At 69.7% G+C, this 25,308-nt stretch carries 25 protein-coding genes and 1 riboswitch; of the genes, 21 read left to right on the plus strand and 4 right to left on the minus strand.

From position 1 onward, the window contains the following. Positions 1-48 precede the first annotated feature (48 nt). The 15 genes from ABZ880_RS31970 (at position 49) to ABZ880_RS32040 (ending at position 15,784) form a co-directional block, all read left to right on the plus strand. A complete protein-coding gene (locus ABZ880_RS31970; protein ID WP_361269852.1) occupies positions 49-978 on the plus strand; it encodes an ABC transporter permease in 930 nt (309 codons plus the stop codon). Further along, complete coding sequence (locus ABZ880_RS31975; protein ID WP_361269855.1) at positions 971-1,750, plus strand: ABC transporter ATP-binding protein; 780 nt, start codon at positions 971-973, stop codon at positions 1,748-1,750. The genes ABZ880_RS31970 and ABZ880_RS31975 overlap by 8 nt, the downstream gene beginning before the upstream one ends. A gap of 386 nt (positions 1,751-2,136) precedes the next feature. Beyond that, the gene (gene hpnC, locus ABZ880_RS31980; protein ID WP_361269857.1) at positions 2,137-3,039 is read left to right on the plus strand and encodes a squalene synthase HpnC; all 903 of its coding nucleotides are present in this window, start codon (positions 2,137-2,139) and stop codon (positions 3,037-3,039) included. Further along, complete coding sequence (gene hpnD / locus ABZ880_RS31985) at positions 3,036-3,986, plus strand: presqualene diphosphate synthase HpnD (RefSeq protein ID WP_361269860.1); 951 nt, start codon at positions 3,036-3,038, stop codon at positions 3,984-3,986. Before hpnC ends, hpnD begins: the two co-directional genes overlap by 4 nt. Beyond that, positions 3,986-4,123: a DUF6380 family protein gene (locus ABZ880_RS31990; RefSeq protein ID WP_361269864.1), complete on the plus strand. Its 138-nt coding sequence runs from the start codon at positions 3,986-3,988 to the stop codon at positions 4,121-4,123. The genes hpnD and ABZ880_RS31990 overlap by 1 nt, the downstream gene beginning before the upstream one ends. Next, complete coding sequence (gene hpnE, locus ABZ880_RS31995) at positions 4,120-5,547, plus strand: hydroxysqualene dehydroxylase HpnE (RefSeq protein ID WP_361269867.1); 1,428 nt, start codon at positions 4,120-4,122, stop codon at positions 5,545-5,547. The genes ABZ880_RS31990 and hpnE overlap by 4 nt, the downstream gene beginning before the upstream one ends. Beyond that, entirely contained in the window at positions 5,547-6,674 is a 1,128-nt protein-coding gene (locus ABZ880_RS32000; protein WP_361269869.1) for a polyprenyl synthetase family protein, read from the plus strand. The genes hpnE and ABZ880_RS32000 overlap by 1 nt, the downstream gene beginning before the upstream one ends. Positions 6,675-6,793: 119 nt before the next feature. Then, positions 6,794-8,794, plus strand: coding sequence for a squalene--hopene cyclase (shc, locus tag ABZ880_RS32005; protein ID WP_361269871.1), 2,001 nt, complete (start codon positions 6,794-6,796; stop codon positions 8,792-8,794). Next, positions 8,794-9,435 (plus strand): 1-hydroxy-2-methyl-2-butenyl 4-diphosphate reductase, encoded by a 642-nt coding sequence (locus ABZ880_RS32010; protein WP_361269873.1) that lies wholly within the window; start codon positions 8,794-8,796, stop codon positions 9,433-9,435. Before shc ends, ABZ880_RS32010 begins: the two co-directional genes overlap by 1 nt. Positions 9,436-9,440: 5 nt before the next feature. Next, positions 9,441-10,463, plus strand: coding sequence for an adenosyl-hopene transferase HpnH (hpnH, locus tag ABZ880_RS32015; RefSeq protein WP_361269876.1), 1,023 nt, complete (start codon positions 9,441-9,443; stop codon positions 10,461-10,463). Positions 10,464-10,467: 4 nt separating this feature from the next. Then, complete coding sequence (ispG, locus tag ABZ880_RS32020; RefSeq protein WP_361269878.1) at positions 10,468-11,625, plus strand: flavodoxin-dependent (E)-4-hydroxy-3-methylbut-2-enyl-diphosphate synthase; 1,158 nt, start codon at positions 10,468-10,470, stop codon at positions 11,623-11,625. Between the two features lie 27 nt (positions 11,626-11,652). Next, complete coding sequence (dxs, locus tag ABZ880_RS32025) at positions 11,653-13,602, plus strand: 1-deoxy-D-xylulose-5-phosphate synthase (protein WP_361269881.1); 1,950 nt, start codon at positions 11,653-11,655, stop codon at positions 13,600-13,602. Beyond that, positions 13,599-14,984, plus strand: coding sequence for an aspartate aminotransferase family protein (locus ABZ880_RS32030; protein ID WP_361269884.1), 1,386 nt, complete (start codon positions 13,599-13,601; stop codon positions 14,982-14,984). The genes dxs and ABZ880_RS32030 overlap by 4 nt, the downstream gene beginning before the upstream one ends. A gap of 72 nt (positions 14,985-15,056) precedes the next feature. Next, positions 15,057-15,662, plus strand: a complete 606-nt coding sequence (locus ABZ880_RS32035) for an XRE family transcriptional regulator (protein WP_361269886.1) — start codon at positions 15,057-15,059, stop codon at positions 15,660-15,662. Next, positions 15,659-15,784, plus strand: a complete 126-nt coding sequence (locus ABZ880_RS32040; RefSeq protein ID WP_344400340.1) for a DUF6126 family protein — start codon at positions 15,659-15,661, stop codon at positions 15,782-15,784. Before ABZ880_RS32035 ends, ABZ880_RS32040 begins: the two co-directional genes overlap by 4 nt. Positions 15,785-15,793: 9 nt before the next feature. Here ABZ880_RS32040 and ABZ880_RS32045 read toward each other — a convergent pair whose 3' ends face one another. Further along, positions 15,794-16,591, minus strand: a complete 798-nt coding sequence (locus ABZ880_RS32045) for a tyrosine-protein phosphatase (protein ID WP_361269888.1) — start codon at positions 16,589-16,591, stop codon at positions 15,794-15,796. Positions 16,592-16,759: 168 nt separating this feature from the next. On the opposite strand from ABZ880_RS32045, the gene ABZ880_RS32050 reads away from it, so the two are divergent. From ABZ880_RS32050 to ABZ880_RS32075, 6 genes are all read left to right on the plus strand, one after another. Further along, positions 16,760-18,829, plus strand: coding sequence for an alpha-galactosidase (locus ABZ880_RS32050; protein ID WP_361269890.1), 2,070 nt, complete (start codon positions 16,760-16,762; stop codon positions 18,827-18,829). Positions 18,830-19,134: 305 nt separating this feature from the next. Then, positions 19,135-19,313, plus strand: a riboswitch (cyclic di-AMP (ydaO/yuaA leader). A 4-nt stretch (positions 19,314-19,317) separates the two neighbouring features. Continuing rightward, positions 19,318-20,250 (plus strand): LysM peptidoglycan-binding domain-containing M23 family metallopeptidase, encoded by a 933-nt coding sequence (locus ABZ880_RS32055; protein ID WP_361269892.1) that lies wholly within the window; start codon positions 19,318-19,320, stop codon positions 20,248-20,250. Positions 20,251-20,544: 294 nt separating this feature from the next. Then, positions 20,545-21,624: a hypothetical protein gene (locus ABZ880_RS32060; protein WP_361269894.1), complete on the plus strand. Its 1,080-nt coding sequence runs from the start codon at positions 20,545-20,547 to the stop codon at positions 21,622-21,624. Next, complete coding sequence (locus tag ABZ880_RS32065) at positions 21,621-22,355, plus strand: DUF6250 domain-containing protein (RefSeq protein WP_361269897.1); 735 nt, start codon at positions 21,621-21,623, stop codon at positions 22,353-22,355. Before ABZ880_RS32060 ends, ABZ880_RS32065 begins: the two co-directional genes overlap by 4 nt. A gap of 144 nt (positions 22,356-22,499) precedes the next feature. After that, positions 22,500-23,285 carry an SGNH/GDSL hydrolase family protein gene (locus tag ABZ880_RS32070; RefSeq protein WP_361270021.1) on the plus strand — a complete coding sequence of 262 codons (786 nt, stop codon included), beginning with the start codon at positions 22,500-22,502 and terminating at the stop codon, positions 23,283-23,285. 96 nt (positions 23,286-23,381) lie between these two features. Further along, a complete protein-coding gene (locus ABZ880_RS32075) occupies positions 23,382-23,723 on the plus strand; it encodes a VOC family protein (RefSeq protein ID WP_361269900.1) in 342 nt (113 codons plus the stop codon). 68 nt (positions 23,724-23,791) lie between these two features. Here the strand turns inward: ABZ880_RS32075 and ABZ880_RS32080 are convergent, their stop codons facing one another. Genes ABZ880_RS32080 through ABZ880_RS32090 form a run of 3 tightly spaced genes read right to left on the minus strand, consistent with a single transcriptional unit; the run spans position 23,792 to position 25,219 of the window. Then, on the minus strand, positions 23,792-24,436 hold the full coding sequence (locus ABZ880_RS32080; protein ID WP_361269902.1) for a TetR family transcriptional regulator C-terminal domain-containing protein: 645 nt from the start codon (positions 24,434-24,436) through the stop codon (positions 23,792-23,794). Positions 24,437-24,478: 42 nt separating this feature from the next. Beyond that, positions 24,479-24,772, minus strand: a complete 294-nt coding sequence (locus tag ABZ880_RS32085; protein ID WP_361269905.1) for a hypothetical protein — start codon at positions 24,770-24,772, stop codon at positions 24,479-24,481. Positions 24,773-24,799: 27 nt separating this feature from the next. Continuing rightward, positions 24,800-25,219 (minus strand): hypothetical protein, encoded by a 420-nt coding sequence (locus ABZ880_RS32090; RefSeq protein WP_361269908.1) that lies wholly within the window; start codon positions 25,217-25,219, stop codon positions 24,800-24,802. Between the last annotated feature and the right edge of the window lie 89 nt (positions 25,220-25,308).

Below are 25,308 nucleotides of genomic sequence, written 5' to 3' on the forward strand. Positions count from 1 at the left end.
TGCCAAGCCCGCACAGGCTGCGCATCCAGAAGACGAAAGTTTCCACCTGTGAGTGAGACAACGCACGACGGCACGGTCGCCCTGAGCGCGTCCGTGTCGCCCGACGAGGGCCTCGCGGCGCCACAGCTCGCCGCCAAGTACGGGCTGACCGTGAGCGGCGCCCGGCCCTCCCTCGTCGAGTACGTCCGCCAGCTCTGGGACCGGCGTCACTTCATCCTCGCCTTCTCGCGGGCGAAGCTGACCGCCCAGTACAGCCAGGCGAAGCTCGGCCAGCTCTGGCAGGTGGCGACGCCGCTGCTGAACGCGGCCGTCTACTTCTTCATCTTCGGCGTCATCCTGAACGCCAGCCGGGGCATGTCCAAGGACGTGTACATCCCGTTCCTGGTCACGGGCGTCTTCGTGTTCACCTTCACGCAGAGCTCCGTGATGGCGGGCGTGCGCGCCATCTCCGGCAACCTCGGCCTGGTCCGCGCGCTGCACTTCCCGCGCGCCTCGCTGCCGATCTCCTTCGCGCTCCAGCAGCTCCAGCAGCTGCTGTTCTCGATGATCGTGCTGTTCGCCGTGGCGATCGGCTTCGGCAGCTTCCCGGACCTGTCCTGGCTGCTGATCGTCCCGGTGCTCGCCCTGCAGTTCCTCTTCAACAGCGGCCTCGCGCTGATCATGGCCCGCGCCGGTGCCAAGACCCCGGACCTGGCACAGCTGATGCCGTTCGTCATGCGTACGTGGATGTACGCGTCCGGCGTGATGTTCTCCATCCCGATCATGCTGGCCGACAAGCCGCAGTGGCTGGCGACCGTCCTGCAGTGGAACCCGGCCGCGATCTACATGGACCTGATGCGCTTCGCGCTGATCGAGGACTACGGAGCGGAGAACCTCCCCGACCATGTCTGGGCGGCCGCGGGCGGCTGGGCCGTCCTGATCGCCCTCGGCGGCTTCGTGTACTTCTGGAAGGCGGAGGAGAGGTACGGCCGTGGCTGAGAACCAGCAGGAAGACCGCATTCCCACGGTCATCGCCGACGAGCTGCACATCGTCTACCGCGTCCACGGCGCCAAGACCGGCAAGGGCAGCGCCACCGCCGCCCTCAGCCGTATCGTCAAGCGGGGCGAGGAGCGCGGCGTGCGCAAGGTGCACGCCGTCAAGGGCGTCTCCTTCGTCGCCTACCGCGGCGAGGCCATCGGCCTCATCGGCTCCAACGGCTCCGGCAAGTCGACCCTGCTGCGCGCCATCGCCGGCCTCCTCCCGGCGGAGAAGGGCAAGGTCTACACCAACGGCCAGCCCTCGCTGCTCGGCGTCAACGCCGCCCTGATGAACGACCTGACGGGCGAGCGGAACGTCATATTGGGCGGGCTCGCCATGGGTATGTCCCGCGAGCAGATCAGGGAGCGCTACCAGGCGATCGTCGACTTCTCCGGCATCAACGAGAAGGGCGACTTCATCACCCTGCCGATGCGCACCTACTCCTCCGGCATGGCGGCCCGTCTGCGTTTTTCCATCGCCGCCGCCAAGGACCACGACGTCCTGATGATCGACGAGGCGCTCGCCACCGGTGACCGCAAGTTCCAGAAGCGCTCCGAGGAGCGCATCCGTGAGCTGCGCAAAGAGGCCGGCACGGTGTTTCTGGTCAGTCACAACAACAAGTCGATCCGCGACACCTGCGACCGCGTCCTGTGGCTGGAACGCGGCGAGCTGCGCATGGACGGGCCTACCGAAGAGGTCCTCAAGGAGTACGAGAAGTTCACGGGCAAGTAGTCCACCCCCACCTGGACACACTGGCCAGAACGCTTCGCGGGGCCTCGCCGGAACTGCTCCGGCGGGGCCCCGCGTCTGCAAAGGAAACGTCAACTCGGTTTCGCCCAAGGAATCTTGACGCCAATCGGTGTGTTGTTGTGATGTGCAGGACACCCCAGGGAACCTCGCTGCGTTGTACAACGTAAGCTGTACCGGTCCCGAAACGCGGCAAGTGGGGCGATAATGCGCGACACCCTCAAGTGGGACAACCGCGCGGACGGCCGGGCGGCGTGTCCGAAATAGTGCGTATTGGGTCGGCAGTGTAGAACGGGAGATGTGACGGCAATGGCTACGGAAACTCCCCAGCTCCACGCAGCATGTGCCGTCCCCGCCCCGGGCAGTCCGCGGTGACGGGAACCGGCACGTCGCGCGCCGGTGATACGGAGCGCGACACGCTCGACAAGGCCGCGGGTGAGAACTTCCCCGTGGCACCTTTCTTCCTGCCCCGGGCCTGGCGCGACGACCTCATGGCGGTGTACGGATTCGCCCGCCTCGTCGACGACATCGGCGACGGCGACCTGGCCCCCGGCGGCGCCGACGCCCGGCTGCTCGGCGTGTCGCCCGCGGACGCCGAGGACCGGCTGCTGCTCCTGGACGCCTTCGAGGCCGACCTGAACCGCGTCTTCGACTCCACCCCCCGCCACCCCCTGCTGCGCCGCCTCCAGCCGACGGTCCGCCGCCGCTCGCTCACCCCCGACCCCTTCCTCGGCCTGATCGCGGCCAACCGCCAGGACCAGCTGGTCAGCCGGTACGAGACCTACGACGACCTGGTCGCCTACTGCGAGCTGTCGGCCAACCCCGTCGGCCGCCTGGTCCTCTCGGTCACCGGCACCTCGACCCCGGAGCGGATCCGTCTGTCCGACGCGATCTGCACGGCGCTCCAGATCGTCGAACACCTGCAGGACGTGGCCGAGGATCTCGGCCGCGACCGGATCTATCTGCCTGCCGAGGACATGAAGCACTTCCATGTTCAAGAGGCAGATCTCGCCACGCCCACCGCGGGCGCATCGGTGCGCGCACTGGTTGCATACGAAGCGGAACGCGCCCGGAATCTCCTGAATGAAGGCGCCCCCCTGGTGGGTAGCGTCCACGGCAGGCTGAAGCTGCTGCTCGCGGGGTTCGTGGCGGGGGGAAGGGCGGCGATCCGAGCGATCGCCGCCGCCGAATACGACGTACTTCCCGGCCCGCCGAAGCCCGGCAAGGTGCAGCTGCTGCGCGAGGTGGGCGTGACTCTGCGAGGAGAGGGGTGATCCGGACCGTGGAGTTGGAACAACACGTGTCCGCACCGGTACTCGCCGCCTACAGCTACTGCGAGGCCGTCACCGGACAGCAGGCCCGTAATTTCGCGTACGGCATCAGGCTGCTGCCGACGCCCAAGCGCCGTGCGATGTCGGCGCTGTACGCGTTCTCCCGGCGCGTCGACGACATCGGCGACGGCGCGCTGGCGGACGACGTCAAGGCCGCGAGACTCGAGGACACCCGGTCGCTGCTGACCCGGGTGCGCGAGGGTGCGGTCGCCGAGGACGACATCGACCCCGTCGCGGTCGCCCTCGCCCATGCCGCGGAGACCTTTCCGATCCCGCTCGGCGGCCTGGACGAGCTGATCGACGGCGTGCTCATGGACGTCCGTGGCGAGACCTACGAGACCTGGGACGACCTGAAGGTCTACTGCCGCTGTGTCGCGGGCGCCATCGGCCGGCTCTCGCTCGGTGTGTTCGGTACGGAACCGGGGGCGCGCGGGGCCGATCGCGCGCCGGAGTACGCCGACACGCTCGGGCTCGCGCTGCAGCTCACGAACATCCTCAGAGACGTCCGCGAGGACGCCGAGGGCGGCCGCACCTATCTGCCCTCCGACGACCTCGCGAAATTCGGGTGCTCGGCCGGGTTCAACGGCCCGACCCCACCGGAGGGCTCCGACTTCGTGGGCCTCGTGCACTTCGAAGTGCGACGGGCCCGCGCCCTTTTCGCCGAGGGCTACCGGCTGCTCCCCATGCTCGACCGGCGCAGCGGCGCGTGTGTCGCCGCCATGGCGGGCATCTACCGTCGGCTGCTCGACCGCATCGAGCGCGACCCCGAGGCCGTGCTGCGCGGCCGGGTCTCGCTGCCCGGCCGGGAGAAGGCGTATGTCGCCGTTCGCGGACTGTCCGGCCTGGATGCCCGGCATGTGACGCGGAGGACCGTCAGGAGGCGCGCCTGATGGACAAAACGGTCCAAGGTGATTCCGCCGGAGAAAAGCGGCACGCAACCCTCCGCGTAAGGACGGCGTCCCTGACTGCGACGGCCTGCCGTGCACGGTTCAACCACGGCGGTCGCGCAGGGGAGGGTGCACGATGAGCGACGGCACGCAGCCCGAGGGGCTGGCTGCTGACACCCGGGGACGATCCGGGCGGGACGCCGTCGTGGTCGGCGGCGGGCTCGCCGGTATCACCGCGGCGCTCGCGCTCGCCGACGCGGGCGTCCGCGTCACCCTGATCGAGGGCAGGCCCCGGCTCGGTGGCCTCGCCTTCTCCTTCCAGCGCGGCGAACTGACCGTCGACAACGGACAGCACGTCTACCTGCGCTGCTGCACCGCCTACCGCTGGTTCCTCGACCGCATCGAGGGGACGGCGCTGGCGCCGCTGCAGGATCGTCTCGACGTGCCCGTACTCGACGTCGACAGGCCCGAGGGGCGGCGGCTGGGCAGGCTGCGGCGCGACGCCCTGCCCGTACCCCTGCATCTGGGGCGCAGCCTGGCGACGTATCCGCATCTCTCGCTCGCCGAGCGGGCCAAGGTGGGGCGTGCCGCGCTCGCGCTCAAGGGGCTCGACCTCGCCGATCCGAACCTGGACACGCAGGACTTCGGCAGCTGGCTGACCGCGCACGGTCAGTCGGCGCGTGCCGTCGAGGCCCTGTGGGACCTGGTCGGGGTCGCCACCCTCAACGCGGTCGCGGGCGACTCCTCGCTGGGGCTCGCCGCGATGGTGTTCAAGACCGGTCTGCTGTCCGACCCGGGCGCGGCCGACATCGGATGGGCGCGCGTCCCGCTGGGTGAACTGCATGACCGTCTCGCCCGCAAGGCGCTCGACTCCGCGGGCGTCCGTACCGAGGTCCGTACACGCGTCACCTCCATCTCTACTGATGAGAACGGGCGTTGGAGCGTTCAGGTTCCCGGCGAGACGCTCGAGGCGGACGCCGTCGTGCTCGCCGTACCCCAGCGCGAGGCCCATGACCTGCTGCCGGACGGCGCGCTCGAGGCGCCTGAAAATCTTCTGGAGATCGGTACCGCGCCGATCCTCAACGTCCATGTCGTCTACGACCGCAAGGTGCTGGAAAAGCCCTTCTTCGCGGCCCTCGGCACCCCGGTCCAGTGGGTCTTCGACCGCACCGACGCCTCCGGGCTGCGCGAGGGCCAGTACCTCGCGCTCTCGCAGTCGGCGGCCCACGACGAGATCGAGGAGCCGGTCGCCGCACTGCGCGAGCGCTACCTGCCGGAGCTGGAACGCCTGCTTCCGGGTACGCGCGGTGCGGAAGTGAAGGACTTCTTCGTGACCAGGGAGCGCACGGCGACCTTCGCTCCCACCCCCGGCGTCGGGCGGCTGCGGCCCGGCGCCCGCACCAAAGCCCCCGGCCTCTACCTGGCCGGAGCGTGGACCGCCACTGGGTGGCCCGCGACCATGGAGAGTGCGGTCCGCAGTGGCGTGAGTGCGGCGGACGCCGCGCTGAGCGCCCTGGGCCGGCCCCGCCCGAGTCACCTCTTCGAGTTCGAGGAGGCGGCGTGATGCTCGATCAGCATGCGGCAGGCCCCCGCACCCCCGGTACCGCAACAAGAGGAGAGACTGTGCCCACTGTGCCCCCGGCCGAGACGGCTGCCGACGCGGTGGACGTGACCGCGCTCCTGGAGCGCGGCCGGACCCTTGCCACACCGGTACTGCGGGCGGCCGTGGACCGCCTGGCCCCTCCCATGGACACCGTTTCCGCCTACCACTTCGGCTGGATCGACGCCGACGGCAACCCCGCGGACGGGGACGGCGGCAAGGCCGTGCGCCCCGCCCTCGCGGTGCTCTCGGCCGAGGTCACCGGCGCCGCGCCCGAGGTCGGCATCCCCGGCGCCGTGGCCGTCGAACTCGTCCACAACTTCTCCCTCCTGCACGACGACCTGATGGACGGCGACGAACAGCGCCGCCACCGCGACACCGTCTGGAAGGTGCACGGCCCCGCCCAGGCGATCCTCGTCGGCGACGCCCTGTTCGCCCTCGCCAACGAGATCCTGCTGGAGCTCGGCACGGTCGAGGCCGGCCGTGCCACCCGCCGTCTCACGACCGCCACCCGCGCCCTGATCGACGGCCAGGCGCAGGACATCTCCTACGAGCACCGCGACCGCGTCAGCGTCGAGGAGTGCCTGGAGATGGAGGGGAACAAGACCGGCGCCCTGCTCGCCTGCGCCAGCTCCATCGGCGCGGTGCTCGGCGGCGCGGACGACCGCACCGCCGACACCCTGGAGAAGTACGGCTACCACCTGGGCCTGGCCTTCCAGGCCGTCGACGACCTGCTCGGGATCTGGGGCGACCCGGTCTCCACCGGCAAGCAGACCTGGAGCGATCTGCGCCAGCGCAAGAAGTCCCTGCCGGTGGTGGCCGCGCTCGCGGCGGAGGGTCCCGCCGCCGAGCGGCTGGGCGAGCTCCTCGCCGCCGACGCCAAGAGCAGCGACTTCCAGAACTTCTCCGAGGAGGAGTTCGCGGCCCGCGCCGCCCTGATCGAGAAGGCGGGCGGCCGCGAATGGACCGCCGAAGAGGCGCGTCGTCAGCACACCATCGCCATCGAAGCCCTGGACGCCATCGACATGCCCGACCGGGTGCGGGCCCAGTTCGCGGAGCTCGCCGACTTCGTCGTCGTACGAAAGAGATGATCACTATCGGTCGAAGAACCCTCGCGTAGTCGCCGGCCGGTGCCCCGGGCACCAGCAGAGCACCGGCCGACGGCGGACCCACAGCAGCACGACTCGCACGACTGCACGAAGGGGAAGCCATGACAGCGACGACCGACGGAAGCACCGGGGCTCTCCCGCCCCGAGCTGCCGCGGCCAGCGAAACCGACAGCACGAGCCCTGTGGCGGCGGGGGTCCGCGATGCCGCCGTACGCGCCGTACAACGCTCCACCGACTTCCTGCTGTCCCAGCAGGACGCCCAGGGCTGGTGGAAGGGCGACCTCGAGACCAATGTGACCATGGACGCCGAGGATCTTCTTCTACGGCAGTTTCTGGGCATCCTCGACGAGGCCACCGCGCACGCCGCCGCCCTGTTCATCCGCGGCGAGCAGCGCGAGGACGGCGCCTGGGCCAGCTTCTACGGCGGGCCGGGCGAACTCTCCACCACCATCGAGGCGTACGTCGCACTCCGGCTGGCCGGCCACGAGCCGGACGCACCGCACATGGCGAAGGCCTCCGCCTGGATCCGTGAGCGGGGCGGCATCGCCGCGGCGCGAGTCTTCACCCGGATCTGGCTCGCGCTGTTCGGCTGGTGGAAGTGGGAGGACCTGCCCGAACTCCCGCCGGAACTCATCTACTTCCCCAAGTGGGTACCGCTCAACATCTACGACTTCGGGTGCTGGGCCCGGCAGACGATCGTCCCCCTGACGATCGTGTCCGCGAAGCGGCCGGTGCGGCCCGCGCCCTTCCCGCTCGACGAGCTGCACACCGACCCGAGCAACCCGAACCCGCCCAAGCCCCTTGCCCCGGTGGCGAGTTGGGACGGCGCGTTCCAGCGCCTCGACAAGGGCCTGCACCAGCTGCGCAAGGTCGTGCCGCGCCGACTGCGCAAGGCGGCCATGAACTCCGCGGCCCGCTGGATCATCGAGCGGCAGGAGAACGACGGCTGCTGGGGCGGTATCCAGCCGCCGGCCGTGTACTCGGTGATCGCGCTGTATCTGCTGGGCTACGACCTCGAACACCCCGTGATGCGTGAGGGGTTGGCCTCGCTGGACCGTTTCGCCGTGTGGCGCGCGGACGGGGCCCGGATGATCGAGGCCTGCCAGTCGCCCGTGTGGGACACCTGTCTGGCGACCATCGCGCTCGTCGACGCGGGCGTGCCCGCCGATCATCCGCAGCTCGTCAAGGCGGCGGACTGGATGCTCGGCGAGGAGATCGTCCGGCCCGGCGACTGGGCCGTGAAGCGGCCCGGGCTGCCTCCCGGCGGCTGGGCGTTCGAGTTCCACAACGACAACTACCCCGACATCGACGACACCGCCGAGGTGATCCTCGCGCTGCGCCGGGTCCGGCACCACGACCCGGAGCGGGTGGAAAAGGCGATCGGGCGCGGGATGCGCTGGAACCTCGGGATGCAGTCGAAGAACGGGGCCTGGGGCGCCTTCGACGTCGACAACACCAGCCCCTTCCCCAACCGGCTGCCGTTCTGCGACTTCGGCGAGGTCATCGACCCGCCGTCCGCCGACGTGACCGCCCACGTGGTGGAGATGCTGGCCGTCGAGGGCCTCTCGCACGACCCGCGCACCCGGCGCGGCATCGAGTGGCTGCTCGCCGAGCAGGAGCCGGACGGCTCGTGGTTCGGGCGCTGGGGCGTCAACTACGTCTACGGCACCGGATCCGTCGTACCCGCCCTCGTCGCGGCCGGATTCCCCGGCTCGCACCCCGCGATCCGGCGTGCCGTTTCCTGGCTGGAGTCCGTCCAGAACGACGACGGCGGCTGGGGCGAGGACCTGCGCTCCTACAAGTACGTCAAGGAGTGGAGCGGCAAGGGCGCCTCCACCGCCTCGCAGACCGCGTGGGCGCTGATGGCACTGCTGGCCGCGGGGGAGAAGGACTCCAAGGCCGTCGAGCGAGGCGTCGAGTGGCTCGCGGCCACCCAGCAGGAGGACGGCTCATGGGACGAGCCGTACTTCACCGGGACCGGCTTCCCCTGGGACTTCTCGATCAACTACCACCTCTACCGGCAGGTCTTCCCGCTCACCGCGCTCGGGCGGTACGTGCACGGAGAGCCGTTCGCCGCGAAACCCGTCGGCAAGGGGGGCTGATGAGCACCCAGCCCGCCCCGGCCCCGCTGCTGATCGCCTGTGCGCTCGGCATCGAGCAGCTCGCCCTGCGCAGCGGCGACCGCAGCGGTGCCGACGGGCCGGTCACCGTCCTGCGGACCGGTATGGGGCCGAAGGCAGCCGAGCGGTCCGTCGCCCGGGTGCTGGCCGACCCGGCGCTCAGCGAGGCCGCCGTGCTGGCCACGGGCTTCTGCGCGGGGCTCGCCCCCGGCATGCACCCCGGTGATCTGGTCGTCGCCGAGGAGACCAGGGATCCGGACGGAACCGTTCCCTGTCTGGGGACCGACCTACTCGTCAAGGAGCTGGCGCGGGCCGTGCCCGGGCGCACCGTCCACACCGGACCGCTCACCGGCTCCGATCACGTCGTCCGTGGTCACGAACGGTCCGATCTGCTCGCGACCGGCGCGATCGCGGTCGACATGGAATCTGCCGCGACGCTCCTCAGCGCCGTGCAGACGGGCGAGCGCCCGGTTGCGGCCGTACGAGTGGTCGTGGACGCTCCTGAACATGAACTTGTTCGAATCGGCACGGTACGCGGTGGAATATCGGCTTTCCGCGTCCTTCGTGCCGTTCTTCCAGCTTTCTTCGAATGGCACCGTTCTTTGCTGCTCCCCAGGAGGTGAGCCAGATGGCCATGCCGCTGCGTCAGTCCATCAAGGTCGCTACGTACTTGGCTGAACAGAAGCTCCGCAAGCGGGACAAGTTTCCGCTGATCGTGGAGCTGGAACCCCTCTTCGCATGCAACCTGAAGTGCGAGGGCTGCGGCAAGATCCAGCATCCGGCAGGTGTCCTCAAGCAGCGCATGCCGGTCGCGCAGGCCGTGGGAGCGGTACTGGAGTCCGGTGCTCCGATGGTGTCCATCGCGGGCGGCGAGCCCCTGATGCACCCTCAGATCGACGAGATCGTGCGGCAGCTGGTGGCGAAGAAGAAGTACGTCTTCCTCTGCACCAACGCCATGCTGCTGCGCAAGAAGATCGACAAGTTCAAGCCCTCTCCGTACTTCGCCTTCGCCGTGCACATCGACGGACTGCGCGAGCGGCACGACGAGTCGGTGGCGAAGGAGGGCGTGTTCGACGAGGCCGTGGAGGCGATCAAGGAGGCCAAGCGGCGCGGCTTCCGGGTCACCACCAACTCGACCTTCTTCAACACGGACACCCCACAGACCATCATCGAGGTGCTCAACTTCCTCAACGACGACCTCAAGGTCGACGAGATGATGATCTCGCCCGCCTACGCCTACGAGAAGGCCCCCGACCAGGAGCACTTCCTGGGCGTGGAGCAGACCCGCGAGCTGTTCAAGAAGGCCTTCGCGGGCGGCAACCGCCGTCGCTGGCGGCTGAACCACTCGCCGCTGTTCCTCGACTTCCTCGAGGGCAAGGTCGACTTCCCGTGCACCGCCTGGGCGATCCCGAACTACTCGCTCTTCGGCTGGCAGCGCCCCTGCTACCTGATGAGCGACGGGTACGTGCCGACGTACCGCGAGCTGATCGAGGACACCGACTGGGACAAGTACGGCCGCGGCAAGGACCCGCGCTGCGCCAACTGCATGGCGCACTGCGGCTACGAGCCCACCGCCGTCCTCGCCACCATGGGGTCCCTGAAGGAGTCCCTGCGCGCGATGCGCGAGACGGTCTCCGGAAACCGGGAGTGACGAGATGACCGCCGTCTCCTTGGGCGTCCCCGAGGTACCGGCCCGGCCGATCGCCGAGCGGCGCGTGTCGCGGCAGATCCATGTCGGGCCGGTGGCGGTCGGGGGCGGGGCACCGGTGTCGGTGCAGTCGATGACGACGACCCGTACGTCCGACATCGGCGCCACCCTGCAGCAGATCGCGGAGCTCACCGCTTCCGGCTGCCAGATCGTCCGCGTCGCCTGTCCGACGCAGGACGACGCGGACGCACTCGCCACCATCGCCCGCAAGTCGCAGATCCCGGTGATCGCGGACATCCACTTCCAGCCGAAGTACGTGTTCGCGGCGATCGAGGCCGGGTGTGCGGCCGTACGTGTCAATCCGGGCAACATCAAGAAGTTCGACGACCAGGTGAAGGAGATCGCGCGGGCCGCCAAGGATCACGGCACGCCGATCCGGATCGGGGTCAACGCGGGGTCGCTCGACAAGCGGCTGCTCCAGAAGCACGGCAAGGCGACTCCGGAGGCGCTCGTGGAGAGCGCGCTGTGGGAGGCCTCGCTCTTCGAGGAGCACGACTTCCGCGACATCAAGATCTCGGTGAAGCACAACGATCCGGTCGTGATGATCGAGGCCTACAAGCAGCTCGCGGCGGAGTGCGACTACCCGCTGCACCTGGGCGTGACCGAGGCGGGCCCGGCGTTCCAGGGCACGATCAAGTCGGCGGTGGCCTTCGGTGCACTGCTGAGCCAGGGCATCGGCGACACGATCAGGGTGTCGCTGTCCGCGCCGCCCGCCGAGGAGGTCAAGGTCGGCATCCAGATCCTGGAGTCGCTGAACCTCAGGCAGCGGCGCCTGGAGATCGTCTCCTGCCCCTCCTGTGGACGCGCCCAGGTCGACGTCTACAAGCTGGCCGACGAGGTCACGGCGGGCCTCGAGGGCATGGAAGTCCCGTTGCGGGTAGCCGTGATGGGCTGTGTGGTCAACGGCCCGGGCGAGGCACGGGAGGCGGACCTGGGGGTCGCCTCCGGCAACGGCAAGGGGCAGATCTTCGTCAAGGGCGAGGTCATCAAGACCGTGCCCGAGTCGAAGATCGTGGAGACCCTCATCGAGGAGGCGATGAAGATCGCCGAACAGATGGAACAGGACGGCGTCGCGTCGGGGGAGCCGGCCGTCACCGTGAGTTGAACAGCACGGACCGAAGGGGGCCCGAGCGTGACGATTCTGGAGAACATCCGGGGACCACGCGACCTGAAGGCGCTGTCCGAAGCGGAACTCGGTCAACTGACCGAAGAGATCAGGGAGTTCCTGGTGCACGCGGTGGCCAGGACCGGCGGACACCTCGGGCCCAACCTGGGGGTGGTGGAACTCTCCATCGCGCTCCACCGGGTCTTCGAGTCACCCGTCGACCGCCTCGTGTGGGACACCGGCCATCAGAGCTACGTACACAAGTTGCTGACAGGGCGTCAGGACTTCTCCAAGCTGCGCGGAAAGGGCGGCCTGTCCGGCTACCCGTCGCGTGAGGAGTCCGAGCACGACATCGTCGAGAACAGCCACGCCTCCACCGCGCTCGGCTGGGCCGACGGTCTTGCCAAGGCCCGTCAGGTGCAGGGCGAGAAGGGGCATGTGGTCGCGGTCATCGGCGACGGCGCGCTCACCGGCGGCATGGCCTGGGAGGCGCTGAACAACATCGCGGCCGCCAAGGACCGGCCGCTGATCATCGTCGTCAACGACAACGAGCGCTCCTACGCGCCGACCATCGGCGGCCTCGCCAACCACCTGGCGACCCTGCGCACCACCGACAGTTACGAGAGGGTGCTCGCCTGGGGCAAGGACGTGCTGCTGCGCACGCCGGTCGTCGGCAACACCATCTACGAGTCGCTGCACGGCGCCAAGAAGGGCTTCAAGGACGCGTTCGCACCGCAGGGCATGTTCGAGGACCTGGGCCTGAAGTACGTCGGCCCGATCGACGGACATGACATCGGCGCCGTCGAGTCGGCGCTCAGGCGCGCGAAGCGCTTCCACGGGCCGGTGCTCATCCACTGCCTGACGGAGAAGGGCCGCGGCTACGAGCCCGCCATCGCCCACGAGGAGGACCACTTCCACACCGTCGGCGTGATGGACCCGCTCACCTGTGAGCCCCTCGCGCCCTCCAACGGCCCTTCCTGGACCTCGGTGTTCGGCGACGAGATCGTCGCGATCGGGGAGGAGCGGGAGGACGTCGTGGCGATCACGGCGGCCATGCTGCACCCGGTGGGGCTCGGCAAGTTCGCCGCGCGGTTCCCGGACCGGGTGTGGGACGTGGGCATCGCCGAGCAGCATGCCGCCGTATCGGCGGCAGGCCTGGCGACCGGCGGCCTGCACCCCGTCGTCGCCGTCTACGCCACCTTCCTCAACCGTGCCTTCGACCAGCTCCTGATGGACGTGGCGCTGCACCGCTGCGGGGTCACGTTCGTCCTGGACCGGGCCGGCGTCACGGGCGTGGACGGGCCCTCCCACAACGGCATGTGGGACATGTCGATCCTCCAGGTGGTGCCGGGGCTCAGGATCGCCGCACCGCGCGACGCGGACCAGCTGCGCGCCCAGCTGCGCGAAGCCGTCGCCGTCGACGACGCGCCGACGCTGGTCCGCTTCCCGAAGGAGTCGGTCGGCCCGCAGATCCCGGCGATCGACCGGGTGGGCGGCCTCGACGTCCTGCACCGCGGCCCGGACGCGCCCGACGTGCTGCTCATCGCCGTCGGCGTGATGGCGCCCGTCTGCCTGCAGGCCGCCGAGCTGCTGGAGGCGCGCGGGATCTCGTGCACGGTCGTCGACCCGCGCTGGGTCAAGCCCGTCGACCCGGCGCTCCCGGGCCTCGCAGCCGAACACCGTCTGGTGGCCGTCGTCGAGGACAACAGCCGTGCGTCGGGAGTCGGTGCGGCGGTCGCGCTGGCCCTCGGCGATGCCGAAGTCGACGTACCCGTACGGCGGTTCGGCATCCCGGAGCAGTTCCTCGCGCACGCCAAGCGCGGCGAGGTGCTGGCCGACATCGGGCTCACGCCGGTGGAGGTCGCCGGGCGGATCAGCGCGAGCCTGGCCGTCAAGGAGGCCGAGGACACCCTGGCCGTCAAGGAGGCGGCCGAGAGCGGTGAGGCGGCCGCGCCAGTCAAGGAGAACGCTGAATGACCAAGGAGTTCGACCTCGGCGCACTCATGGCCGAGCGCGGAGCCGAACGCTACGAGCTGCACGGGAAGTACCTGAACCACCAGCTCCCGCGCATGCTGCACACCATCGGCTTCGACAAGGTCTACGAGCGCGCCGAGGGCGCCCACTTCTGGGACGCGGCCGGCAACGACTACCTGGACATGCTGGCCGGGTTCGGGGTGATGGGCCTGGGGCGCCACCACCCCGTCGTCCGCAAGGCGCTGCACGACGTCCTCGACGCCGGCCTCGCCGACCTCACCCGCTTCGACTGCCAGCCGCTGCCCGGACTGCTGGCCGAGCAGCTCCTTGCGCACAGCCCGCACCTGGACCGCGTGTTCTTCGGCAACAGCGGTACGGAGGCGGTGGAGACCGCGCTGAAGTTCGCCCGGTACGTCACCGGGAAGCCGCGGATCCTGTACTGCGACCACGCCTTCCACGGCCTGACCACCGGGTCGCTGTCGGTCAACGGCGAGTCCGGCTTCCGGGACGGCTTCGCCCCGCTGCTGCCCGACACGGCCGTAGCGCTCGGTGATCTCGACGCCCTGGCAAGGGAGTTGAAGAAGGGCGACGTCGCCGCCCTGATCGTCGAGCCGATCCAGGGCAAGGGCGTCCACGAGGCCCCGCCCGGCTACTTGCGCGCCGGCCAGGAGCTGCTGCGCAAGCACAAGGCGCTGCTCATCGCGGACGAGGTGCAGACGGGGCTGGGCAGGACCGGCGACTTCTACGCCTACCAGCACGAGGAGGGTGTCGAGCCCGACCTGGTGTGCGTGGCGAAGGCGCTCTCCGGCGGCTATGTGCCCGTCGGTGCCACGCTCGGCAAGGACTGGATCTTCAAGAAGGTCTACTCGTCGATGGACCGGGTGCTCGTGCACTCGGCGAGCTTCGGGTCCAACGCCCAGGCCATGGCGGCGGGCCTCGCCGTGCTGTCGGTCATGGAGAACGAGCAGATCGTCGCCAATGCCCGTGCCACCGGTGAGCAGTTGAAGTCCCGGCTCGCCGCTCTGATCGACAAGTACGAGCTGCTCGCCGACGTACGCGGCCGGGGCCTGATGATCGGCATCGAGTTCGGCAGGCCCAAGTCGCTGAAGCTGCGCAGCCGTTGGACCATGCTGCAGGCCGCGCGCAAGGGGCTGTTCGCCCAGATGGTCGTCGTACCGCTGCTGCAGCGGCACCGGATCCTGACCCAGGTCTCCGGCGACCACCTCGAGGTGATCAAGCTGATTCCGCCGCTGATCATCGGCGAGCAGGACGTGGACCGGTTCGTCGACGCCTTCACGGCCGTGATGGACGACGCGCACAGCGGTGGCGGGCTGATGTGGGACTTCAGCAAGACGCTGGTGAAGCAGGCGGTCGCCAACCGGTAGCGGCCTCGGACGGGGTTTTGCCTCTGAGGCAAGAAATTTGCCGCAGAGGCAAGAATCGGGCTGAATGGAGGCATGAGCTCTTCGGAAGCCGAAGCGGAGCTGCCCGTGGTCGCCCCACAGCTTCGCGCGCTGCGTCGCCGCGCCTCCCTCACGCTGGAGGCCGCGGCCCGTGCCGCCGGGCTGTCACCGGCCCACCTCTCCCGGCTGGAGACCGGGCAGCGCCAGCCTTCGCTGCCGATGCTGCTCGCGCTGGCCCGTATCTACGGTACGACCGTCTCGGAGCTGCTCGGCGAGACGGTCGCCGACCGGGACGCCGTGCTGCGGGCCGAGGACATGGAACCGACGGCGGCCGGCGGCTGGACCTACTGGCAGGCCGGGTCGCCCGGCCGCGGTATGCAGGCCCTGCGGGTCCAGGTGCCGCACGGCTCCCAGGGCGACATCGTGCGTGTGCACCCCGGTGAGGAGTGGCTGTACGTCCTCACCGGGCGGCTGCGGCTGCGCCTCGGCGACACGACGCATCTGCTTGCCCCGGGCGACAGCGCACACTTCGACTCGCTGACCCCGCACCGCCTCGCCGCGCAGGACGCGGACGGGGTCGAGCTCCTCTTCGTACACACCCTGCTGCAGAGCCCCACGGCCACGCTGTGCCTGGGCCCCACCACTGGAGACACACCATGAGCAACAGCAACATGGAGGAGAAGTTCCCCCGCGCCCTGTGGGTGCGCCTGATCATCTACATCGCCGTCGGCCACCTGTTCGCGGCCTTCGTCTACCTGCTGTTCGAGGTGGGCGCGAAGTGACCCTCCGGGTCAGTCGAGCAGCCGCTCCCGCAGTTGCTCGCGAAGCTCCGGCGTGACCCCGAGGCCCTGCTCCAGGTAGGCGTCCACGCTGCCCCACGTCTCCTCGATGGTCTCGAAGGCCGCCGCCATGTACTCGGCACGCGCCTCGAAGAAGGGGCTGAGCAGCTCCATGACCTCGGGGGAGTAGGCCTCGGGGGAGGAACTGCTGCGGCGCACCTTGTAGCGGCGGTGCTTCGCGTTCGACTCCATGTAGTCGGCGACGATCGCCTCGCGCTCGACACCCAGGGCGAGCAGCGTCACTGCTATGGACAGGCCCGCACGGTCCTTGCCGGCCGCGCAGTGCATCAGCGCGGGCACGCTGTCCTCGGCGAGCGAGCGCAGCACGCGCGCGTGCACGCCGGTGCGCTCCTTGATGATCGTCCGGTACGAACCGATCATGCGGTTCGCCCCCTTGCCGTCGCCGAGGATCTCCCGCAGCTGGTCGATCTCGCCGTCCCGGACCATCTTCCAGAACTCGGAGCCCTCCGCCGGGTCGGTCAGCGGCAGGTTCACATTGCGCACTCCCGGCAGCTCGACGTCCGCGCCCTCCAGCTTCTGGTCCGCCGCGTTCCGGAAGTCGAAGATCGTGTGCAGCCCCAGCGAGGCGAGGAACTCCGCGTCCTCCTCGGTCGCGTGCGCGAGGTGGCCGCTGCGGAACAGCACTCCGTACCGCACCCGCCGTCCGTCCACGGTCGGAAGTCCGCCCACATCACGGAAGTTGCGGACTCCGGCAAGCTCGGGCTCGGTCGACGGAATCTGCTGCGTCACGGGGGCTCCTCACAGTCCGCCCCGCCGGCGCGGCTCGTCGACGGGCTCTCCCGACGATACGACATGGGTTCTTGAGGCAATGAGTTGTCCACAGGCGTTGCGACCGGGCCCCATGGCCCTTGATGATGTTGGCGATTGATCGCACCTGTTCGGATATGTGAGGGCTCGATGCTGGAGATCGCCGACAACGGCCGTACATGGCTTCTCACCGGGCCGGCCAGTGGTTACGCCGTCCATCTCACCGAGGACGACGAGCTGCTGCACCTGCACTGGGGTCCCCGGATCGCGCTCGCCGACGCCGAGGCCCTCGCCGTCCGGCCGCTGCCCGACTACTGGCCCTTCGAGTCCCGGCTCGACGGGCGCGAGGAGTACCCGGTCGAGGGCGGCCCCCGCTTCGTACGGCCCGCCCTGTCCGTGCGCACCGACGAGCGCCGCGGCACCGAGTGGCGCTTCGAGGCGTACGAGGCGGAGGGCGACCATCTGCGGCTCCGCTTCCGGGACGGCGGGCTCGCGATCACGTTGCACTACCGGATGCGGCAGGACGTCCTGGAGCGATGGGTGACCCTCGACAACGACGGGCCCGCCCTGGAGCTGCTGCGGGCCGACCCCGCGACCTGGACCCTGCCCGATCGGGAGGGCTGGCGGCTGTCCCAGCTGCATGGGCGGTGGGCCGCGGAGTCCCGGCTGACCGGCTCTCTCCTCACCTACGGTGAGAAGGTCATCGGCAGCCGCCGCGGGCACACCGGGCACCAGCACCTGCCCTGGGTGGCGCTCGACACCGACGCGACCGAGGAGCGCGGCGAGGTCTACGGCTGCGCCCTCGGCTGGTCCGGTTCCTGGCGGATCGCGGTGGCGCAACTCCCGGACGCGCGCGTGCAGATCACCGGCGGCGCCGGCTACGACGACTCCGGGCTGCTGCGCCTGGAGGCGGGGGAGTCGTACACGTCCCCCGTCTTCGCCGGCCTGTGGAGCGACGGCGGCTTCGGCGGTGCGAGCCGTGCCTGGCACGCGTACCAGCGCGCGTACGTCATCCCGGACGCCGACCGGGACCGGCCCGTGCTGTTCAACTCCTGGGAGGCCACGGAGTTCGACATCTCCGAGGAGCAGCAGGGAACCCTTGCCCGGCGGGCCGCGGCGATCGGTGTCGAGCTGTTCGTCGTCGACGACGGCTGGTTCGGCAAGCGCGTCAGCGACCGCGCCGGACTCGGCGACTGGACGCCCAACCGGGACCGGTTCCCGAACGGCCTCAAGCCGCTCGCCGACTATGTGCACGCCCTCGGCATGCAGTTCGGCATCTGGGTCGAACCCGAGATGATCAATCCGGACAGCGACCTCTACCGCGCACACCCCGACTGGGTGCAGTTCCAACCGGGACGAAAGCGGACGGAATTCCGCAATCAGCTTGTACTGAACCTGGCCCGGGAGGATGTCCAGGAGTACCTGTGGGAGCGGCTCGACGGGCTGCTGTCCGGCGCCCCGATCGACTATGTGAAGTGGGACTTCAACCGCTGCTTCACCGACGCGGGCTGGCCGGGCGAGCCCTACCCGCAGCGGCTCTGGGTGGATCATGTCCGCGCCCTGTACACGCTGTTGGACCGACTGCGGGCGGCCCACCCCGACGTCGCCTTCGAGTCCTGCTCGGGCGGTGGCGGCCGGATCGATTTCGGGATCATGAGCCGTACGGACCAGGTGTGGACCTCCGACAACACCGATCCGCTCGACCGTCTCGCCATCCAGCACGGCTTCAGCCAGATCCACCCCGCGCGCGTGATGGCCGCCTGGGTCACCGACAGCCCGAACACCCAGCTCAACGGGCGGGTCAGCTCGCTGCGCTTCCGGTTCGTGAGCGCCATGGCGGGCGTACTCGGGGTCGGCGGGGACCTCACTCAGTGGACCGAGGAGGAGCTTGCCGAGGCCCGGGAGTGGGTGACGCTCTACAAGGAGATCCGGCCCCTTGTGCAGCACGGCGACCTCCATCGGCTCCGGCCCCCGACCGGTGGGCTCAGCGCGGTGCAGTACGTGCGCGGGGACGAGGCGGTTGTCCTTGCCTGGCTCCAGGCGCAGAGCTACGGGGAGCCTGTACCGGCCCTGCGGCTGCGCGGCCTCGACCCGACAGCATCGTACGAATGCCTCGAAACGGGCGAAGTTCACAGAGGTGGCGTATTGCTGCATCACGGGCTTCGTACCGGATTGCGTGGCGACCTTGATGCGGCGATCTTCCGACTGCGTCGCATCTGAGCTATCTGTCCGAATTGGTGCCTTGATTCTGCTTCATCATCCTTCATTCCAACTCGCTCTGGAATGAGGTGTGGTGGAGCAGTGTCACGTGAGGAGCGTCATATTCGTGACCGTGCGTGGCCCGTCATGCTCACGTAATTCACGTGCTTTACATGGGGGTTTGGGTAAAGAGGTGATCCCGTAATTCACGCTGGGTGACCGCGAATTCCCACAAGGGATCAACAGAATCCCATTCCCAGGGAACCGTCACTTGTCCCTTTGCGTCCCGGTCGCTTACGTTCGCCACCAATCCGGACGGACGCCCAATCCTGCCGCCGCCCGGTGCCCGCACAACTCACCCGTGAACGGCAGGAGCGGGGGACCCACAGGTACAACCGCCTGTTCCGGTCTCCGGAACGGCTAGGGGTTAAGTCGCGTCCAAAACGCGGCCGGACATCTCCAGTCCGCACCCGACAGCTCACCTCGTAGGCGCCGGAGAGGAATTCGCCATGCCCGCGAAGGGTAAGCACCGCCGCCCGAAGTACCAGCGTTTCACTCGCTCCATTGCCGTCGCCGGAACCGGTGGCGCAGCTCTCGCCCTTCCGCTCATGGGCGCCGCCGGGGCCCATGCCGCCACCCCGCAGTCCGCTTCCCAGTCGGTTTCGGAAAAGACCGTCCAGTCCCTTCCGGCCGCCGAGAAGAAGGCGGCCAAGAAGAAGACCGCCGCCAACGCGGGTGTGCGGACCTATTCGGTCCGGGCCGGTGACTATCTCGCGAAGATCGCCGACGAGCAGCACGTCGCCGGCGGCTGGAAGAAGCTCTACTCGGACAACCGCCGGGCCGTCGGCGACGACCCCTCGTTGATTCACCCGGGTCTGAAGCTCACGATCGGCAATAAGGCCGCGACGAGCACCACCAAGTCCTCGTCCTCCGCCCCGTCCAAGGCCTCTTCGCCGAGGGGCTCTTCGGCGAAGTCCTCTTCCTCCTCGAAGAAGACCGCCACGCAGGCCGCCGAAACCACCAAGACGGCAAGCGGGTTCACGCTCCCGGTCGCCGGTGCCGCCGTCGGCACGGGCTACCACGTGGCCGGCAGCATGTGGTCCAGCGGGTACCACACGGGCGTCGACTTCGTCGTCCCGACCGGCACCTCCCTCAAAGCCGTGGGTGCGGGCACCGTCGTCTCCGCGGGCTGGGGCGGCGCGTACGGCAACCAGGTCGTCATCAAGCTCGCCGACGGCTACTACGCGCAGTACGGCCACCTGTCCCAGCTCTCCGTCTCGGCAGGCCAGACCGTGACCGAGGGCCAGCAGATCGGCCTCTCCGGAGCGACCGGCAACGTGACCGGACCGCACCTGCACTTCGAGATCAGGACCACGCCGAACTACGGCTCCGACGTGGACCCGGTCGCCTACCTCCGCTCGAAGGGCGTCGGAGTCGGCTGACCCCCCGCCGACCGATCGCCTGACACGCCGCCGAAGGCCGGACCCCGATCCCCGGGTCCGGCCTTCGGTGTGTTCGGCTTTGCGGAGCCATGATCGTTTCATTGCGGTCCTGTGGCGGGTGGTGCAGGGCTGTCGACAGTGAGGGGAAAGTGGGGACAGAGTGATCTCCGTAGCGATGCAAGCGCTTGCTACCGCCCTTCGAGGCCCACGGAGGTCCCCCTGCCCGGCGTCGACCGACGCACCGTCATCAAGGGCGCCGCAGCCGCGGCCGCCGTCGCCCAGTTCTCCTGGGCCGTGTCCTGCACCGCCGCGGCGGACGGCGACGACACCGAACTGCACTGGCTGGAGGGCCAGGCCCCCGACGTGCACGGCGGTGCCACCTGGGGCGTGCCCTGGGCGCTCGGTGCTCACCGGCCGGAGCAGACGTTCCGGCTCGCGACCGCGGACGGCGCCGATGTCCCCGTACAGACCTGGGCCTCCGGCTACTGGCCCGACGGCTCGATCAAGTGGACCGCGCACGCGATCGCCCGAGACGCACCGAAGGCATCGGCGTACCGGCTCACGGCCGGAACTCGCGCCGCACGCGCGCAGAAGGTGACCGTCAGCCGCTCCGCCGGACGGGTCGAGGTGTCCATCGGCGTCATCACCGCCGTGTTCGGCGCGAAGGGCTCCGACACGGCCGTGCGCAGCGTGCGGCGCGGGTCGGCCGAGATCGGGCGGGACGGTCAACTGGTCGCCGTACGGCAGGAGTCCGTGCGTGAGGGCGCGGACGTCGAGCAGTCGGCCGGTCGTGTCGAGAAGGTCGAGGTGGAGCAGGACGGTCCGGTGCGGGCCGTGGTCCGCGTCGAGGGCCGGCACCGCCGCGGCGGGCGCGCCTGGCTGCCGTACACGCTCCGCTTCGTCTTCTTCGCCGGCGCCGAGTCCTTCGGTCTGGTGCACACCTTCGTCGGGGACGGCGAGCAGAAGCCCGGTGCCGACCGGGGCGGCTTCCTGCGCGGCCTCGGCATCCGCTGCACGGTGCCGCCCTCCGACCAGCCGTACGACCGGCACATACGGTTCGCCGACTCGGGTGGCGGCGTGTTCGTCATACCGGAGCAGCGGAGTTCCGAGCCGCCTACCGCGCCCTCCTCGACCGGTTGCGGGCGGCCGCTCCGCACACTCGCATCCTCGCGCCGCGTCCCTTCAACGGCGCGCACGCCGACGGCATCGCGGCCGTGGTGGCCGAACCGGCCGATTGCGGCGCGGAGTTCGTCGGCACAACCGACTGGCTCTCCCTCGGACGGTGACTTCAACGGCACCGTCCACCCCAGCGCCCAGGGCCATCGCAAGGTGGCCGACCGTCTGCTTGTCCTCATCGCAAAGGAGCACCAGTGACCGTCAGTTCACGCCCGACCACGCGCAGAACCTTCGGAGCCCTGGCCGCCGGCGCCACCCTGGCTGCCCTCGCCCCCGCCGGGACCGCGAGCGCCGCGCCCCGGCACCGCGGCCGCCTCGTCGCCCATGACGACTTCCGCCGCGGCCTCGACAAGTGGGCCGTGGAACTGGAGAAGGGCGGCACCGTCACCGCCTCCTGCGGGGTCCTGGAGGTGGACGTACCCGCCGGGGCGACCGTCTGGTTCAAGCAGCGCCTCGAAGGGCCGTACGTCATCGAGTACACCGCCACGGCCGTCTCGGAGGGCGGGGTCAACGACCGTGTCTCCGACCTCAACAACTTCTGGAACGCCACCGACGTCCGCTCCCCGGACGACCTCTTCGCCACGCAGCGCGGCGGGGCGCTGGCCGAGTACGACTACCTCAAGACGTACTACGTCGGCTACGGCGCCAACACGAACACCACGACCCGCCTGCGCCGTTACGTCGGCGAGGCCGGGGTGCGGCCGCTCGTCTACGACTACACGGAGCCGCTGCTGGTCGCGAACCAGCCCAACCGGGTCCGGATCCTCTCCGACGGATCGACGGTCCGCTGGTGGAACAACGGACGGCTCGTCTTCGACTACAGCGACCCGGAGCCGTACACCAGTGGGCATTTCGCCTTTCGGACCACCTGGAGCCACTTCCGGATCAGCGACTTCAGGGTCTGGCGATTGACCCGTCAACATCCCTGATCAGAGGGTTATTCCGGCCTTGGTGAACACTTTGGACGTGGTTTATCTCACCGTCCGTCACCCCTTTATTACGGTCGCGTAGGTCACATTCGAAGGTGAATCATGGCCGACGTGGCAGACGATTCGAAGAGTGACAGCAGATCAGTGATCGGGTCGTACGTTGCGGTGGGGGACAGCTTCACCGAGGGCGTCGGCGACCCCGGCCCCGACGGGGCGTTCGTCGGCTGGGCCGACCGGTTCGCGGTACTGCTCGCGGACCGGCGGCCCGAGGGCGACTTCACCTACACGAACCTCGCCGTGCGCGGCAAGCTGCTCGACCAGATCGTGGAGGACCAGCTCGCGCAGGCCGTCGAACTCGCGCCGGACCTGGTCTCCTTCTGCGCCGGCGGCAACGACATCATCCGGCCCGGTACCGACCCCGACGAGGTCGCCGAGCGCTTCGAGCGGGCCATCGTCCGGCTCACCGAGGCCGTCGGCACCGTCATGGTGACGACCGGCTTCGACACCCGTGGCGTGCCCGTGCTCAAGCATCTGCGCGGCAAGATCGCCACCTACAACGGCCATGTACGGGCCATCGCCGACCGGTACGGCTGTCCCGTGCTCGACCTGTGGTCCCTGAAGACCGTCCAGGACCGCAGGGCCTGGGACGACGACCGCCTCCATCTCTCCCCCGAGGGGCACACGCGCGTGGCGCTGCGGGCCGGACAGGTCCTCGGCCTGGAGGTGCCGGCCGACCCGGACCAGCCCTGGCCGCCGCTCCCGCCGCGCGGCACCCTCGAGGTCCGGCGGGACGACGTGCACTGGGCGCGCGAGTACCTGGTGCCGTGGATCGGCCGCCGGCTGCGCGGCGAGTCGTCCGGCGACCACGTCACGGCGAAGGGCGCGCTGTCCCCGGACGACATCAAGATGCGGATCGCCTCGGTGGCCTGAACCGACGCCCACGCGGACCGCGACGGGCCGGGCCGACTTCCAGCGGCTCGGCCCGTCGGGCTGAGCGCACGGAATCGCCGGACCTACCATGTCGTCATGGCCGTCGTCCTCTTCGCAGGCATCCCCGTCAACGACTACGAAGCGGCACTGACCTGGTACGAGCGGCTGCTCGGTGGCCCCGCGACGTTCTTCCCGAACGACAAGGAGGCCGTGTGGGAGCTTGCCGAGCACCGGTACGTGTACATCGAGCACCGGCCCGGCCACGGCGGTCACGCCCTGCACACCGTCTTCGTCGACGACCTCGACGCGCGGGTCGCGCAGATCGTCGACCGAGGTCTGAGGCCCACGGGTCGAGAGACGTACGCGAACGGCGTACGCAAGGTCACCTATCGGGATCCGGACGGAAATGAGATCGGGTTCGGCGGCGCACCCCTCTGAAAGCCTGGGCCTGCTCTCTGAAAGCCGGGCCGGATCCGACGGCCCGGTCCTGCTCTGAGGCCCCGCGGTCAGGAGGTTTCGGACGCGGGTTCTGCGCGCTCCGACGCCGTCAACGCGGCCCGCTCCAGCCCCAGTTCGCGTGCCAGCGCCTCGTCCACCCACTCCTGGGCCCGCGCCCGCGACACCGCGCCCGCGTACGACGTCAGCTGCACCGCGAGCCCGTCCAGCAGGGCCGTCAGACGCAGGGCCGTGCCGTGCGGGTCCGGGCAGCGGAACTCGCCGGCGGCCACGCCCTCCGCGATGACCTCGGCGAGCGCCGCCTTCCACTGCTTGTCGAGGTCGCGCGTGACCTCCTGCAGCGCCGGTTCGCGCAGCGCCGCCGCCCAACCCTCGATCCACAGCCGCCAGCCCTTGGCCTGGCCGGTCGGCGCGTACCAGCGCACGGCCGAGCGCAGCCGTCGTAGCGCCGTGGTGCGGCGGCCCAGCAGCTTGCGCAGATGCGCGAGGTCACCCTCGGCCGCGTAGGTGAACGCTGCGGCGACCAGCTTCTCCTTCGTCGAGAAGTGGTACAGCACCAGCGCATTGCTCACGCCGAGCGCCGAGGCCACATCGGCGATCCTGACCGCCGCCACGCCCCGCGCCTCGATCTGCTCGATGGAGGCCCGCAACAGCTCCTCGCGCCGCTCGGCCACGCTCAACCGCACTCTCGCCACGCGGTCACCCTATTCCGTCGCCGCCGACGGTGCCGGGCGAGGTCACTGCCCGACGAGTTCCACGGGGTACAGGTCCGTCCGCGCCACGGCCGCCTCGCGCTCGCCCGCCAGGGCGGTACGGCGCTCGTCGGCCATGAACCCGTCGTAGCCGGCCTGCGAGGCGAACTCGATCAGCTGGATCTCGTCCGGCCGGCCGTCGTCACCGTCGGTGCGGGCGCGCTGCAGCAGCCGCCCGTCGTGCTCGCCCAGCAGGGCCAGCACCTTGTCCTCGTACGCGGCCAGCGCCTCGGCGGCACCGGGTCGGGCCCACAGCAGACAACACAGTCGAACGGTCACGGTGCCCGACCCTATCCAGAGGCGGGGTCAGTCCGGGAACTGGTAGTCGAACCTGATGCGGCCGTCCCCGTCCAGGACCAGGAAGTCCCGGCCACCGCCGGTCACTTGACCTTCCCCGGTGTGAAAGGCCTCCCAGCGGAACGTGATCACGTCCCGCAGGTGCCGGGCGGCCTCCTGGACGCGGAAGACGTACGTTCCCGGCGCGACGAACTCCTCGTAGGCGCGCGACACGCGCGCGTGGAGCTCGTCGTGGCCGCGGGCCTCCAGGGCGGCGGTGGTGAAGCCGAGGCCCACCGCCTGCTCATGCATCTGCTGGGGCGGCAGGAGGAAGTGCCGACCCTCCTCGGTCCACAGATCGTGCACGGTCTTGCGACGGATCTCCGGGTCGGGTTCGTTCCAGAGCCCTATGTAGCGCTCGACCAGGTCCTGCGCGTCGACGGCGGGCATGGCACTCCTCAGGTGGGGTGAGCTGCGTATGCCCTCGACCCTCCCGCCGCCGGCTTCCCGTCTCAATTCCCGGCAGGGTATGGCGGCTC

Origin of the sequence: Streptomyces sp. NPDC047043 (assembly GCF_040644055.1) — a bacterium.
Lineage (GTDB): Bacteria > Actinomycetota > Actinomycetes > Streptomycetales > Streptomycetaceae > Streptomyces.

Bases quoted from the DNA above. Each gene is read 5' to 3' on its own strand.
- shc (WP_361269871.1), top strand. From the start codon at position 6,794: ATGACAGCGACGACCGACGGAAGCACCGGGGCTCTCCCGCCCCGAGCT.
- ABZ880_RS31990 (WP_361269864.1), top strand. From the start codon at position 3,986: ATGGACAAAACGGTCCAAGGTGATTCCGCCGGAGAAAAGCGGCACGCA.
- ispG (WP_361269878.1), top strand. From the start codon at position 10,468: ATGACCGCCGTCTCCTTGGGCGTCCCCGAGGTACCGGCCCGGCCGATC.
- hpnH (WP_361269876.1), top strand. From the start codon at position 9,441: ATGGCCATGCCGCTGCGTCAGTCCATCAAGGTCGCTACGTACTTGGCT.
- ABZ880_RS32000 (WP_361269869.1), top strand. From the start codon at position 5,547: ATGCTCGATCAGCATGCGGCAGGCCCCCGCACCCCCGGTACCGCAACA.
- ABZ880_RS32055 (WP_361269892.1), top strand. From the start codon at position 19,318: ATGCCCGCGAAGGGTAAGCACCGCCGCCCGAAGTACCAGCGTTTCACT.
- hpnE (WP_361269867.1), top strand. From the start codon at position 4,120: ATGAGCGACGGCACGCAGCCCGAGGGGCTGGCTGCTGACACCCGGGGA.
- ABZ880_RS32050 (WP_361269890.1), top strand. From the start codon at position 16,760: ATGCTGGAGATCGCCGACAACGGCCGTACATGGCTTCTCACCGGGCCG.
- ABZ880_RS32035 (WP_361269886.1), top strand. From the start codon at position 15,057: ATGAGCTCTTCGGAAGCCGAAGCGGAGCTGCCCGTGGTCGCCCCACAG.
- ABZ880_RS32030 (WP_361269884.1), top strand. From the start codon at position 13,599: ATGACCAAGGAGTTCGACCTCGGCGCACTCATGGCCGAGCGCGGAGCC.
- ABZ880_RS32040 (WP_344400340.1), top strand. From the start codon at position 15,659: ATGAGCAACAGCAACATGGAGGAGAAGTTCCCCCGCGCCCTGTGGGTG.
- ABZ880_RS32010 (WP_361269873.1), top strand. From the start codon at position 8,794: ATGAGCACCCAGCCCGCCCCGGCCCCGCTGCTGATCGCCTGTGCGCTC.
- ABZ880_RS32075 (WP_361269900.1), top strand. From the start codon at position 23,382: ATGGCCGTCGTCCTCTTCGCAGGCATCCCCGTCAACGACTACGAAGCG.
- ABZ880_RS32090 (WP_361269908.1), bottom strand. From the start codon at position 25,219: ATGCCCGCCGTCGACGCGCAGGACCTGGTCGAGCGCTACATAGGGCTC.